This window comes from Actinoplanes sp. TBRC 11911, assembly GCF_012933445.1.
Classification (GTDB): domain Bacteria; phylum Actinomycetota; class Actinomycetes; order Mycobacteriales; family Micromonosporaceae; genus Actinoplanes.
This window is the reverse complement of sequence record NZ_JABBNC010000009.1, coordinates 155,722-168,372: the sequence shown is the minus strand read 5'-3', so window position 1 is coordinate 168,372 and position 12,651 is coordinate 155,722. Positions and strand designations below refer to the sequence as shown.

Annotated in this window: 12 protein-coding genes and 1 pseudogene; 10 read left to right on the top strand and 3 right to left on the bottom strand. The window is 70.8% G+C overall.

Annotated features, from left to right (window positions below):
* Positions 1–966: 966 nt before the first annotated feature.
* Positions 967–1,230: a hypothetical protein gene (locus HH310_RS15755; RefSeq protein ID WP_169176283.1), complete on the bottom strand. Its 264-nt coding sequence runs from the start codon at positions 1,228–1,230 to the stop codon at positions 967–969.
* A 291-nt stretch (positions 1,231–1,521) separates the two neighbouring features.
* Here HH310_RS15755 and HH310_RS15750 point away from each other — a divergent pair, with 291 nt between their 5' ends.
* The 5 genes from HH310_RS15750 (at position 1,522) to HH310_RS15730 (ending at position 7,493) form a co-directional block, all read left to right on the top strand.
* Positions 1,522–2,835, top strand: coding sequence for a pitrilysin family protein (locus HH310_RS15750; protein ID WP_169176282.1), 1,314 nt, complete (start codon positions 1,522–1,524; stop codon positions 2,833–2,835).
* The gene (locus HH310_RS15745; RefSeq protein ID WP_169176281.1) at positions 2,832–4,175 is read left to right on the top strand and encodes a pitrilysin family protein; all 1,344 of its coding nucleotides are present in this window, start codon (positions 2,832–2,834) and stop codon (positions 4,173–4,175) included. Before HH310_RS15750 ends, HH310_RS15745 begins: the two co-directional genes overlap by 4 nt.
* 198 nt (positions 4,176–4,373) lie before the next feature.
* Positions 4,374–5,381 carry an endonuclease/exonuclease/phosphatase family protein gene (locus tag HH310_RS15740; RefSeq protein WP_169176280.1) on the top strand — a complete coding sequence of 336 codons (1,008 nt, stop codon included), beginning with the start codon at positions 4,374–4,376 and terminating at the stop codon, positions 5,379–5,381.
* Between the two features lie 79 nt (positions 5,382–5,460).
* Positions 5,461–6,462, top strand: coding sequence for an endonuclease/exonuclease/phosphatase family protein (locus HH310_RS15735; RefSeq protein WP_169176279.1), 1,002 nt, complete (start codon positions 5,461–5,463; stop codon positions 6,460–6,462).
* Between the two features lie 32 nt (positions 6,463–6,494).
* The gene (locus HH310_RS15730) at positions 6,495–7,493 is read left to right on the top strand and encodes an endonuclease/exonuclease/phosphatase family protein (RefSeq protein WP_396027520.1); all 999 of its coding nucleotides are present in this window, start codon (positions 6,495–6,497) and stop codon (positions 7,491–7,493) included.
* Here the strand turns inward: HH310_RS15730 and HH310_RS15725 are convergent.
* Positions 7,480–8,421, bottom strand: coding sequence for a 3-methyladenine DNA glycosylase (locus tag HH310_RS15725; protein ID WP_169176278.1), 942 nt, complete (start codon positions 8,419–8,421; stop codon positions 7,480–7,482). The two genes, HH310_RS15730 and HH310_RS15725, sit on opposite strands and share 14 nt — an antisense overlap.
* 168 nt (positions 8,422–8,589) lie before the next feature.
* On the opposite strand from HH310_RS15725, the gene HH310_RS15720 reads away from it, so the two are divergent.
* The 4 genes and pseudogenes from HH310_RS15720 to HH310_RS15705 all read left to right on the top strand — a co-directional run bounded on the left by HH310_RS15720 (position 8,590) and on the right by HH310_RS15705 (position 10,913).
* A complete protein-coding gene (locus HH310_RS15720) occupies positions 8,590–9,516 on the top strand; it encodes an ABC transporter ATP-binding protein (protein WP_169176346.1) in 927 nt (308 codons plus the stop codon).
* Positions 9,444–9,839, top strand: a pseudogene (locus HH310_RS15715) (ABC transporter permease); the annotation flags it as partial. The gene HH310_RS15720 and the pseudogene HH310_RS15715, both read left to right, overlap by 73 nt.
* Complete coding sequence (locus HH310_RS15710; protein WP_169176276.1) at positions 9,836–10,102, top strand: helix-turn-helix transcriptional regulator; 267 nt, start codon at positions 9,836–9,838, stop codon at positions 10,100–10,102. The pseudogene HH310_RS15715 and the gene HH310_RS15710, both read left to right, overlap by 4 nt.
* A 16-nt stretch (positions 10,103–10,118) precedes the next feature.
* On the top strand, positions 10,119–10,913 hold the full coding sequence (locus HH310_RS15705; protein ID WP_169176275.1) for a fumarylacetoacetate hydrolase family protein: 795 nt from the start codon (positions 10,119–10,121) through the stop codon (positions 10,911–10,913).
* Positions 10,914–10,991: 78 nt separating this feature from the next.
* Here the strand turns inward: HH310_RS15705 and HH310_RS15700 are convergent, their stop codons facing one another.
* Entirely contained in the window at positions 10,992–11,768 is a 777-nt protein-coding gene (locus HH310_RS15700) for a TetR/AcrR family transcriptional regulator C-terminal domain-containing protein (protein WP_169176274.1), read from the bottom strand.
* A 45-nt stretch (positions 11,769–11,813) separates the two neighbouring features.
* Here HH310_RS15700 and HH310_RS15695 point away from each other — a divergent pair, with 45 nt between their 5' ends.
* The gene (locus tag HH310_RS15695) at positions 11,814–12,617 is read left to right on the top strand and encodes an NAD(P)H-binding protein (protein WP_169176273.1); all 804 of its coding nucleotides are present in this window, start codon (positions 11,814–11,816) and stop codon (positions 12,615–12,617) included.
* Positions 12,618–12,651: the final 34 nt, after the last annotated feature.

Below are 12,651 nucleotides of genomic sequence, written 5' to 3'. Positions count from 1 at the left end.
CACGCCGACCAGCATCGCATTACGCCTTCCAGGCCGCCAATCCGTTTTGATCAACGGACAGGCTCGGCGCGATCCGGGCGGCGCGATCCGGGCGGCGCGATCCGGATGGCGCACTCAGGGCGGCGTGATTCGGGTGGCGCACTCAGGGCGGCGTGATTCGGGTGGCGCGATTCGGGTGGCGCGATCCGGGTGGCGTGATTCGGGCGGCGTGATCCGAGGGGCGTGATCCGGGTGGCGCGATCCGGGTGGCGTGATTCGGGTGGCGCACTCAGGGCGGCGTGATTCGGGCGGCGTGATCCGGGGGGCGTGATTCGGGCGGCGTGATCCGGGGGGCGTGATCCGGGCGGCGTGGTCCGGGCGGTGCTGACCGTGGGCTGGCTAGGCACGTGCCCCCGCCTTGCCGCCCGCCCGCGCTAGATGAGTCCTAAGGCCGTGGTCGTGGGCGATCATTCGCCGAGTCCGGGCAACGCTCGGCGTCCGGGTACACCCGCACGTCGTGGTAGCCCGAGGGATGCTGGCATGTCGCGGTCGCGGACACTCATGGTAGGAGCCGCGCCAATATGCGATAAATCTGGATAAAACGTGGTTTGGTGGCTTCGAGTCGCACGGGCGAACCAGTGGATCGCGTTCGCCGGCGCGGTGGTCTCACGATGTGGTCAGCAACGTCCACATACTGGCCGGAAATCCTAAAAGGACACTCGATTTGTTCAGATTAGAGGCTTTAGCGGCTGCTGTTGGCCGGTTGATTTCGCGACCTTGGAGAGTTACGCCCACATGCGACCCACATGCGAGCCCTAACTTGCCAAGGTCTTCAAATGCGGCCGTTCGCACTCGAGCAGGCGGCTGCGACTGCGGTCGAAAGGTGCAAAATGCTGCATGGGGACGTCTCCGTCCGGGCGCGGTGCCGGGGCCTGTGACGGCGAACTTAGGCGATCGCCACGCCTGCATCCGAGTGCGAGCCTGACGCTAAAACGAACGTTCGTTCGCGGTTGGCCAGTGCAGCCGGGCGGCGGCGTGACTGGACCGGGTGCCGCTCGCCGTGTCGTGCTTCCGTAGTGCGGTCCGGCACCGGTAGCTGGCCGTCCCGTGCTGGTAGCTGGCGGTCGCGTGCTGGTGGTTGGCGGTCGCGTGCTGGTGGTTGGCGGTCGCGTGCTGGTGGTTGGCGGTCGCGTGCTGGTGGTTGGCGGTCGCGTGCTGGCGGCTGGTGGTCCCGCACTGGTGGCCCGCCATCGGACCCGCGCTCGAGGCCTGCCGCCGGACTGCACTGATGCGGGCGCGTCGGGTGGACTGTGGCCGGGCTGTGCATGCCGGGGCACCGCGGGGTTTTGCGTCGGTCGGCGCCCGGCGCCCGGCGCCCGCCGCCCGGCCCCCGCCGCCCGGCGCCCGGCGGCCGGGGACGGCCTGGAGTTGCGGCTGGAGTAGCCGTAAAACCTGGGGGACTTTTCGCGCGCCGTACATCTTAGGAATTTGAAGTTGGGTCTGCGCGCGAGGAGGAGCGGGCGCAAGGGGCAGTATGGAACCGTGACCTCCCCAAGTGCGCCGGTTGTCACGACCGGCTATCCGTGGCCCATAGCAACCACGCGCCTCGACAACGGCCTGCGGGTCGTGGTCAGCGAGGACCGAAGCGCGCCGGTCGTCTGCGTCAACCTCTGGTATGACGTGGGCTCACGGCACGAGCCGCCGGGTCAGACCGGCTTCGCCCATCTTTTCGAACATCTGATGTTCGAGGGGTCGCAGCACGTGGCGAAGACCGAGCACATGCGGCTTGTCCAGGGCAACGGCGGCTCGCTGAACGCGACCACCAACCCGGACCGGACGAACTACTTCGAGACCATGCCGTCGGAGCACCTCGAACTGGCGCTCTGGCTGGAGGCGGACCGGATGGGCGGGCTGGTTCCGGCGCTCACCCAGGAAACCCTGGACAACCAGCGCGAGGTGGTCAAGAACGAGCGCCGCCAGCGGTATGAGAACGTCCCGTACGGTGACGCGTGGCTACGACTTCTCGCGCTGCTGTACCCGGAGGCGCACCCGTACCACCACCCGACGATCGGGTCGATGGAGGATCTCAACGCCGCGAGCCTCGATACTTTCAAGGCTTTCCACCAGCGGTATTACGCGCCGAACAACGCGGTGCTCACGGTGGCCGGCGACGCCTCGCCGGAGGAGGTCTTCGCGCTCGCCGAGAAATACTTCGGGATGCTCGAACCGGTCGCGTCGATCCCGCCGGCGCCCAGTGGTCACCTCGCCGGTCCGGCCGCGGAGCCGGCCCGCGAGACCGTGCGGTCGAAGGTCCCGGCCGCGCGGATCTACATCGCGCACCGCACGCATCAGTTCGGCACGGCCGGGTTCGACGCGGTCACCGTGCTGGCCGCGGTGCTGGGCAACGGCCGCGGCAGCCGGCTCTACCAGCGGCTCGCGGACGGCAAGCGGATCGCCCAGCCGGACTACATCGGCTCGTACGGGGTCGACCTCGCGCACGCCCCCGCGCCGCTGATCGCGACCGCGACGGTCAAGGACGGCGTGGACGTGGCGACGCTGGAGGAGGGCCTCACCGAGGTGATCGGCAGCCTGGTCACCGAGCCGGTCACCGAGGACGAGCTGGCCCGGGCGAAGGCGTTGCTCACCACCGGCTGGTGGCGGCAGATGTCCACCGTGTACGGACGTGCGGACACCCTCGGCCGGTACGCGACCCAGTTCGGCGACGCCGGTGCCGCCGGGTACCGCCTGCCGCAGTGGCTCGCGGTCACCGCGGACGACGTCACCACCGCCGCCGAGTACGCCCTCAAGCCCGAGTCCCGGGTGACGCTGACCTACCTTCCCGAGGAAACCGCATGACGCTCATCGCGACCCGGCCCGACTCCGGAGACGCCCGCCCGTACGCCTTCCCGACCCTGCAGCGGGTCACCGTCGGCGGCGGCACGGTCATCGGCGCGCACCTGCCCGGCCAGCACCTCGCCAGCGCCATGCTGCTGCTCGACGCCGGCGCGGCCCGCGAGTCCGACGGCCGCGAGGGCACCGCGACCGTCCTGGCCAAGTCACTGGAGGAGGGCACTCAGGCGCGCGACTCCGCGGCGTACGCGCTGGCCCTGGAAAGTCTCGGCGCGGAGTTCTCGGCCGCGGTCGACTGGGATACGTTCCGGGTGAACGTCGCGGCGCCGGTGCCGCTGCTGCTCGCGGCGATGCGGCTGGCCGCCGAGGCGGTGCGCACCCCGAAGCTGGACCCGGCCGACGTCACCCGGGTCCGCGACGACGAGGTCACCGCGCTGCGGATGGATTGGGCGCAGCCGGGACCGCGGGCCGACGCCGCGTTGCGCTCCGACCTGTTCGGCGCGGGCCGGTACGGGCGTCCGATGCACGGCGACCCGGACTCGGTGGCCGCGGTGTCCGTCGACGACGTCGCCTCGTTCCATCGGAACTGGCTGCTGCGGCCCGGCGTGCTGCTGGTCGCCGGCGATCTGGACAATCTCGATCTCAAGGCGCTGGGCGAGGCCGCGTTCGCCGGGACCAGTGGTGAGCCGCTCGCCGTCGAGGGCCCGCTGGAGCTGGAGGTTCGCGATTTCCGCCGCACGATTCTGGTGAACCGGCCCGGTTCGGTGCAGTCCACGCTGCGCATCGGCCATCGCGCGCCGGAGCGGGCCAACCCCGACTACGTGGCGATGACGCTGGCCGCGACGGTGCTGGGCGGCGCGTTCACGTCCCGGCTCAACCACCTGATCCGCGAGGTCAAGGGTTACTCGTACGGGATTCGCGGCTCGTTCTCGATGACCCGCCGCTTCGGCCGCTTCGAGGTGGCGTCCGGCGTGCAGACGGCGGTGACCGTCCCGGCCGTCGCCGACACGCTGGGGGAGATCGCCCGCACCCAACTGGACGGCGTGACCGAGGAAGAGCTGGCGGTCGCCCGTTCGTGGCGGGCCGGTCAGCTCTCGGTCGAGATGCAGACCCCGGGCGCGATCGTGGCCGCGCTGAGCACGCTGGTCGTGCACGGTCTGCCGGACGACTACTACACGACCCTCCGGTCGCAGTACCTGGAGGCGACGGTGGCCGACGTGTCCGCGGCCGCGGCGCGTTACCTGCACCCGAAGGGCCTGACCCTGGTGATCGAGGGCGACGCGGCACTCCTACGGGACGAGATCACCGCAGCGGGCCTGGGCGAGCTGGTCGACGCCGACCTCTGATCAGCGAGGAGCGCGTTGCCGCGTTGATGAGTTCGGCTCTCGAACGCCGCCGGCGAAGCCGTCGTCGGGCGCGAGCCGAACTCATCAACTTTCAGCGGCGCACGCGCGATCGAGCGTGGCTGGCTCAGCTCAGTGACTGTTGCCCCAAAGCGCCGCCGATACCCGATTTCCACAGCTCGGGCGGCTACCTTGGCGCGCATGACGATCACCGCGACGCCGGCCGAGGTTCGTCCGGCCCGGCGGGCGGCCCGCACCGCCCTGCTCGCGATCATCACGCTGCCCGCGCTGGTCTGGGCGGTGGTACGACTCTTCGGCTGGGAGCGGGGCTATTTCGTACCGGCGATCGCCTTCACGCCGTACGTGGCCGCGTGGTCTGTCATACCTCTGGTGATCTCGCTGTGGGCGCGCAAGTGGCTGATCGCCGCGGCCGCCGCGGTCGCCTTCCTCGTGCTGGCGGTGTGCGTGCTGCCGCGGGCCGTCCCGGACGCCGATCGCGGCCCGTCGCGCGGCATGCCGATGACGGTCATGACGATCAACATGTACGTCGGTGCGGCCGACCCGGCGTCGATCGTGCGGCTGGTACGGGACAACGACGTCGCGGTCCTCGCCGTGCAGGAGTTCTCGCCGGCCGCGAAGGACGGGCTGGCCGCGGCGGGCATCGACACGCTGCTGCCGTACCAGGCGCTGGCCGACGAGGTGGGCACGACCGGGTCGGGCCTCTACTCCCGGTTCCCGATGACCGGGCAGGGGTCGCGGCGCGGCGGCGGGGGCAACCTGCAGGAGGGCAATCTGCAGGCGTACGCCACGATCCAGCCGCCCGGCGCCGTCGCGCTCAACGTGCAGTCCGCGCATCCGCTCGCCCCGTACACGCTGGGGGCGCTCGGCGATTGGCGGATGGACCTCCGCAACGAGCCGCACGCGAACCCGCGCGGGACGCCGGAGATCCTGCTCGGCGACTTCAATTCGACCCTGGACCACAAGCCGGTACGCGATCTGATCGGCAGCGGCTACCGGGACGCCGCCGACGCCACCGGAAAGGGTCTCTCGGCGACCTGGGGTCCGTGGGGTGGCCACAAGATCCCGCCGGTCACGCTCGACCACGTGCTGGTCGACAAGCGCATCGGCGTCCGGGACGTGCACGCCCACGCGGTCACCGGCAGTGACCACCGCGCCCTGCTCGCCTCACTCACCGTGCCGACGTCATGAAGATCGCGGCGGGCACTCGAAAGCGGGCTGAAGGCGAAAAAACCGGAAGGTCAGGCATGTGGCGGCTAGCGTCGCCGCCATGGCGATCGTCAGTCCGCCGCCGGCCGGCGCGCCCGCGGGCCGAGGGGAACGGTGGCCGTTGCTGACGGTGGTGGTCTGGCTGCTGCTCGCACCCGCGCTGATCTGGGCGGTCATCCGGCTCCTCGGCTGGGAGCGGGGGCCCTTGGTGCCGTTGTTCGCCTTCACGCCGTACGCGGCCGTCTGGTCCTTGATCCCGCTGATCCTGGCGCTCGCCACCCGGCGCTGGAGTGCCGCGGCGGTCGCGCTGCTCGCGGTCGTCGCGCTGGCCGTGGCGGTGCTGCCGCGCTTCATCCCGGACCGGGACCGGGGGCGGATCACCGGCGTGCCGCTGACCGTGATGACGTCGAACATGCTCTACGGCGGTGCCGACGCGGAGACGATCGTGCGGCTGGTCAAGGACAACGACGTGGCCGTGCTCGCGGTGCAGGAGTTTACCCCGGAGGGACGCGCGGCGCTGGCCACCGCGGGGCTCGAGGAGCTGCTTCCGTTCACCTCGCTCGGCGATGAGCCGGGAGCGGCCGGGTCCGGCGTCTACTCGCGCTTTCCGATCGTCGACGCCGGGGTGCGGCAGAACAGCGGCGGGATGTTGCAGGCGTACGGGACGGTGCGGCCGCCCGGCGCCGACGAGGTGATCGTCGAGTCGGCGCACCCGCTGGCCCCGGCCGGTCTCATCCAGGTGCCGGGCTGGAAACGCGACCTGGACGCCGAGCCGGCGCCGGCCGCCGGTGGGCCGCTGCGGATCCTGCTGGGCGACTTCAACGCGACGCTCGACCACGCGCCGCTGCGCCGGCTGATCGCGCGCGGGTATCGGGACGCCGCCGACACCGACGGCCGGGGTCTGGCGCGGACCTGGCCGGCGTCCACCACCGCGCTGCCCCCGGTGACGATCGACCATGTGCTGGCGGATCGGCGTATCGGCGTACGCAAGGTGAGCGTGCACTTCATTCCGGACAGTGACCACCGCGCGGTGATCGCCGCACTCACCGTGCCGGCGTCCTAGCGAGGTGGCGGGCGGTCGCTAGCCTCGCGGCCGTGGTGATCATCGATCCGCCGGCCGTCGCGCCGCCGATCCGCAAGCGCCGCCGCCTTCTCGTGACCGTGCCGGTCTGGGTTCTGGTCGCGCCCGCGCTGATCTGGGCGGTCATCCGGCTCGGGGGCTGGGCGCCGGGGGCGCTGGTGCAACTGCTGGCCTTCACGACGTACGTGGCCGCCTGGTCCCTGATTCCGCCGGTGCTGGCGCTCGCCACCCGGCGATGGACCGCCGCCGGGGTCGCGCTGATCGGCACCGCCGTGCTGGTCGCCGCGGTGCTGCCGCGCGTGCTGCCGGACCGCGATCGGGGCCCGGCGGACGGTGTCCGGATCACCGTGATGACCTCGAACATGCGGCTGGGCGGGGCCGACCCGCGGACGATCGTGCGGCTGGTCCGGGAGAACGACGTCGTCATCCTCGCGCTGCAGGAACTCAGCCCGGACGCGCGGGCGGCGCTGACGACGGCGGGGCTGGACGAGCTGCTGCCCTACCACTCGCTGGGGGATGAGCCGGGCGCCTCCGGCTCCGGCCTCTACTCGCGCTTTCCGATCACCGATGGCGCGGTGCGGCGCAACGGCGGTGGGTTCCGGCAGGCGTACGGGACGGTGCGGGTGGCCGGCGCCGGAGCCGTGATCGTCGAGTCGGCGCACCCGCTGGCGCCGTCCGAGGTGAGCCTCAACCCGGGCTGGCGGCGCGACCTCGACGCCGAGCCGGTGCCGGCCACCGACGGGCCGCCGCGGATTCTGCTCGGCGACTTCAACTCGACGCTCGACCATGCGCCGCTGCGCCGGCTGATCGCGCGCGGGTATCGGGACGCGGCGGCCACCACCGGTCAGGGACTCGTACCCACGTGGCCGTACGACGGGCGCACGGTGCCCAAGGTGACGATCGACCATGTGCTGGTGGATCGGCGTATCGGCGTACGGGATGTCAGCGTGCACCCGGTTCCGGACACTGACCACCGCGCGGTTGTCGCGGCCCTCACCGTCACCGGTGGTTGAACGGGGCCACCGACTCGCGGTTGCGGGCCACGCTCTCCGGGCCCATCAGCTCCTCGCAGACCCGGATCAGCCGGGACCGCAACGCCGCCGCCCGCCGGGCGAACTCACGCTGGCGGGCGACGTATTCCGCCTTGCCCTCGGGCGTTTCGATCTTCACCGGCTCATACCCGTACGAGCTCAGGTCGTACGGGCTCGCCTGCATGTCGAGCAGCCGGATCTCGCCGGCCAGCGCGAAGCAGTCCAGGGCGAGCGCGCCCGGCACCGCCGCTCCTAGCTTGGTCGCCCACTTGTGCACGTCCATCGCGGCGTGCAGGCAGCCGGGCTGGTCCAGATCGACCTGCGTGGCCCGGGTGGGCTGAAGACGGTTCAGACCGACCGCCTCGGGGGTGAAGAAGCGGAACGCGTCGTAGTGGGTGCAGCGGATCGGATGCCGTTCCACCACCCGGTCCGTCTCCTCCTGGCCGAGGCGCAGCGGGAGCGGGTGACGATGCTCGGGCACGCGGTAGACCATGGCCCACTCGTGCAGCCCGAAGCACCCGGAGAAGACCGGGCGCGACGCGGTGGCGGTGAGCAGGCCGTGGATGTAGCGCACGCTTTCGCCGCGGGCGTGCATGTAGGCGTCCACGTCGAGCGTGACGACCCCGTCGGGGTAGGTCGTGTAGAACTTCCAGCCGGCGTGCTCGGCCAGGCCGGCCGGTGCCGGTGCGAGACCCGAGCCCACCCCGGGGTGCCAGCGGCGCAGCGTGGACGGACGGGTGCCGTAGTAGTCGTAGAGGAAATCCTCGATCGCGTGTTTCTCGCCGGACGCGCGCCGCGTGCGATGGCCGGCGGTCATCTCGTCGGCGCGCTCGGCGTGCGCCCGGGCGATCGGTATCCAGGTGACCGAGGGCAGCGTGGTGGTGAGCGCCCTCACCTGCTTGATCCCCATTGCCCCAGCGTATCCAGCCGAGGCGATCAACACGATCACCGTTTGGCGCGAAAGAGTCGTGCCGTCGGTCATATCGTCCACATCAGACAAACTACGCAAAGGACGAAGGTGTGCGAAGAGATGTAGTACATCTACTACATCTTTGATAACGTGCTCGACATGGGAGGAATGACTTTGACGGGGGCGCTCGAGACCGGCGTGGTCGTGCCGGCGGACGAGCGGGTCATCGACGTGCGCGATCTGCGCATGCGGTACGGCACCAAGGACGTGTTGGACGGTGTCGGCTTCACCGCCCGGCGCGGCGAGGTGCTGGCCCTGCTCGGGCCCAACGGCGCGGGCAAGACCACCACCATCGAGATCCTGGAGGGCTTCCGCGCGCGGTCCTCCGGGGACGTCCGGGTGCTGGGCGTCGACCCGGTGCGCGGCGGCGAGGACTGGCGCGGCCGCATCGGGGTCGTGCTCCAGTCGTGGCGCGACCATGGCAAGTGGCGGGTCCGTGAGCTGCTGCAGCACCTCGGCGGTTATTACCGGCCATACTCCACGGCCCGCCTCACCCGGCCCTCGCCGGTCGACGATCTGCTCGAGGTCGTCGGGCTCACCTCGCAGGCGCAGACCAGGGTCGCCCGGCTCTCCGGCGGCCAGCGCCGTCGCCTGGACGTCGCGATCGGCATCGTCGGCCGTCCCGAGCTGCTGTTCCTGGACGAGCCGACCACCGGCTTCGACCCGGCGGCCCGGCGCGAGTTCCACGACCTGGTCCACCGGCTCACCGATGTGGACGACGCCACCATCCTGCTGACCACCCACGATCTCGACGAGGCGGAGAAGCTGGCCGACCGGATCGTCATCCTGGCCGGCGGCCGGATCATCGCGGACGGCTCGGCCGACACGCTGTCCCGGCAGGTCGCCGGCGAAAGCGAGATCCGCTGGACGCGCGCCGGCCAGCGGTTCGTCCACTCCGCCCCGGACGCGACGCCGTTCGTCCGCGAGCTGTTCCGCCAGTACGGCGAGGACATCGCCGAGCGCTCATTGCTACCATGCCGCTCGGCGCGGTGCTGGGATCGCTGTTCGACAACCCGCGCAACATGGGCCTGGTGATGCTGCCGCTGGTCGGTCTCGTCGCGATCTCCGGCGTGTTCTACCCGATCACGTCGATGCCGGGCTGGCTGCAGGGTGTCGCCCAGATCTTCCCGATCTACTGGCTAGGGTTGGGCATGCGTTCGGCGTTCCTGCCCGATGCGCTCTCGGCGGTGGAGCTGCACCACGCCTGGCGGCATCTGGAGACCTTCGGTGTGCTCACCGTCTGGGCGGTCCTCGGGCTGCTGGTGGCCCCGGTGATCCTGCGCCGGATGGCCCGCCGCGAGTCCGGGTCGGCGGTGGCCGCGCGCCGCGACCGGATGCTGGCCACGGTCGGGCGATGAGCTCCGAGATCACCTACAACCGCATCGCGATGCTGCGTGCCGAGCGCGGCATCTCGAGGCGGCAGCTCGCCGACGCGCTGGGCGTGCACTACCAGACGGTCGGCTACCTGGAGCGCGGCGAGTTCAGCCCGAGCCTTCACCTGGCCCTTCGCATCTGCGCATACTTCGAGGTCCCGGTCGAGGTGGTGTTCTCGTTGGCGCCGTTCCCGAGGCTGGGAGCGGAGTCGAACGGCGTACATTCCCGGGTGGAACCTGGCCTCTAGTGATGGGATCAATCCCGTGCGTTTCGCCCGTTTTGTTCATGCCGGAGGGGTTTCGTTCGGCGTCGTGGAGGGTGACGGCGACTCCGGTCTCACCGTGGCCGAGATCGGTTCGCTGCCGTTCGAGGCGGTCCGATTCACCGGGCAGCGCTGGGCGCTGGCCGACGTGCGGCTGCTCGCGCCGATCTTCTCCAGCAAAGTGATCGGGGTCGGCCGCAACTATGCCGACCACGCCGCCGAGCTCGGCAACGAGGTGCCCAAGGAACCGCTGATCTTCATCAAGCCGTCCACCTCGGTGATCGGCCCGAACGACGCGATCCGGCTGCCACCCCAGTCGCAGCAGGTCGAGGAGGAGGCCGAGCTGGCCGTGGTGATCGGCGCGACCGGCGCCCGCCGCGTCGACCGGGCCGGTGCCGCCAGCGCCATCTTCGGGTACACGGTCGGCAACGACGTCACCGCCCGCGACCTGCAGCGCAAGGACCCGCAGTGGACGCGCGCCAAGGGCTTCGACTCGTTCTGCCCGATCGGCCCGTGGATCGTCACCGACCTCGACGTCAGCGACGTGGAGATCCGCTGCGAGGTGGGCCGCAACCCGGAGGCCATGGAGGTGCGCCAGATCGGCCGCACCAAAGACATGATCTTCGATATCCCGACGCTGGTCTCGTACATCTCGCACGTCATGACCTTGCTGCCGGGCGACATCATCCTGACCGGTACGCCCGCGGGGGTCAGCGAGATCACGGCGGGCGATCTGGTGTCGGTGAGCGTGCAGGGGATCGGCGAGCTGCGTAACCCGGTCGTCTCGCTCGACTGACGTTCGTCGTTCCACAACGGACGGGTGTTCCGGCGCCGGGCGACCGGCGCCGGACTCGCCCTCGCCGCGGTGGAGCGGTCAGCGGCGCGGGTCGGTGCCGGAGGTCTGCTGGGCCGGCGATGCCGCTTCGATGCCGTCGAGCAAGAGCTTCAGGCCCAGCTCGTACGCGTCGCGCGCCTGCTCGTCGGCTCCTCGGGTGAAGCCGCCGGCGTTCCACAACGCGGTCATCGCGGGGTGGGACTCCACGTCGAACCACTTCTCCCACAGCTCGCCACGTTGCGACCACCAGTCGTCGTTCGTCTCGCCGGTGGCGCGGCGCAGCAGGATGCCCTCCGCCTCGTTGCGGGCCGCGCCGGCTATCCAGGCCGCGATGGTCAGCGCCGCCGTGTTCACCATCGACGTGGGCAGGCCCAGCGACGAGATGGCGGCCAGCACGTACTCGCGGTCGGCCAGCATGCCGGGACCGATCGGCGGGCGCTGCTGGGACGTGCGGGCCAGCCACGGGTGTTCGCGGTAGATCGTGAAGGTGCTCTCGGCGTACCGGAGGATCCGTGATCGCCAATCGCCGGGGGCGGGTGGCAGCAGATCGCGTGAGCCCAGCACCTCGTCGACCATGAGGTCGATCAGCTCGGGGCGTGAAGGCACATACCCGTACAAAGTCATCGTTCCGACCGCGAGCTCGGTCGCGACCCTCGCCATCGAGGCGGCATCGAGCCCCTCCCGGTCGGCGACCCGGATGCCGGTGGCGACCACGTCGTCGATGGTGAGCCGGGCGGGCCGGCCGGTCTTGCGATCCGGCGCCGGGATGGACCGCCGCCAGAGCAGCGGCAGGATGCGGCCGGTGAAATCCGTCATGATTCCGTATACCCTACGGGAACACTTTCCGTAGGGGGTACGGTAATGAAGATCCTGGTCACCGGCGCCACCGGCAACGTGGGTCGGATGGTGGTGGACGAATTGCTCGCGCTGGGCGCCGACGACGTCCGGGCGCTGACGGTGAGTCCCGCGCGCGCCGGCTTACCCGCGGGCGTGGACGTGGTCCGCGGCTTCCTCGGCAAGATCGAGACCCTCCCGGCGGCGCTGGCGGGCGTCGATGTGATGTACCTCGCTCCGCACGTGCCGACCGTGCATGAGGTGTGCGCGATGGCGGCCCGCGCGGGCGTGCGCCGGATCGTGGATCTGGCCGGTGCCAAGGGCGAGCACTGGCAGCAGGTGGAGGACGGGGTGGAGGCGTGCGGGGTGGCGTTCACCCACCTCGAGCCCGGCGAGTTCATGTCCAACGCCGATCTCTGGGCGCCGCAGATCCGGGCGGGCGACGAGGTCCTGGACGCGTACGGCGAGGCGGTGAACGCTCCGATCGCCCAGGAGGACGTCGCCGCGGTCGCCGCCCGGGTCCTGGTCGAATCGGGGCACGAGGGGAGGGCGTACGAGCTGACCGGCCCCACGGCGATCGGCCGGCGGCAGAAGGTCGGAGCGATCGGCCGGGGGATCGGTCGTAGCCTCTCGTACGTCGATCTGCCCCACGACCGGGCGTTACCGGTGTTCGAGAGGGTGCTGGGGGAGTACGCCTCCTGGTATCTGGACGGGCTGGCGGTGCTGGCGAAGCACCCGCAGCGGGCGGTCCCCACGGTTTCGCGGCTCATCGGGCGGGCGCCGAGGTCCTACGAGCGGTGGGCGCGCGAACACGCGGCGATGTTCGGGTAACCCGATTTGGTGGGCACTGGGGGGTCAGGTAAAG

Excerpts from the sequence above, each read along its gene's own strand:
- HH310_RS15700 (WP_169176274.1), bottom strand. The coding sequence starts at position 11,768 with ATGACGGATTTCACCGGCCGCATCCTGCCGCTGCTCTGGCGGCGGTCC.
- HH310_RS15720 (WP_169176346.1), top strand. The coding sequence starts at position 8,590 with ATGACTTTGACGGGGGCGCTCGAGACCGGCGTGGTCGTGCCGGCGGAC.
- HH310_RS15735 (WP_169176279.1), top strand. The coding sequence starts at position 5,461 with ATGGCGATCGTCAGTCCGCCGCCGGCCGGCGCGCCCGCGGGCCGAGGG.
- HH310_RS15745 (WP_169176281.1), top strand. The coding sequence starts at position 2,832 with ATGACGCTCATCGCGACCCGGCCCGACTCCGGAGACGCCCGCCCGTAC.
- HH310_RS15740 (WP_169176280.1), top strand. The coding sequence starts at position 4,374 with ATGACGATCACCGCGACGCCGGCCGAGGTTCGTCCGGCCCGGCGGGCG.
- HH310_RS15725 (WP_169176278.1), bottom strand. The coding sequence starts at position 8,421 with ATGGGGATCAAGCAGGTGAGGGCGCTCACCACCACGCTGCCCTCGGTC.
- HH310_RS15695 (WP_169176273.1), top strand. The coding sequence starts at position 11,814 with ATGAAGATCCTGGTCACCGGCGCCACCGGCAACGTGGGTCGGATGGTG.
- HH310_RS15710 (WP_169176276.1), top strand. The coding sequence starts at position 9,836 with ATGAGCTCCGAGATCACCTACAACCGCATCGCGATGCTGCGTGCCGAG.
- HH310_RS15755 (WP_169176283.1), bottom strand. The coding sequence starts at position 1,230 with ATGGCGGGCCACCAGTGCGGGACCACCAGCCGCCAGCACGCGACCGCC.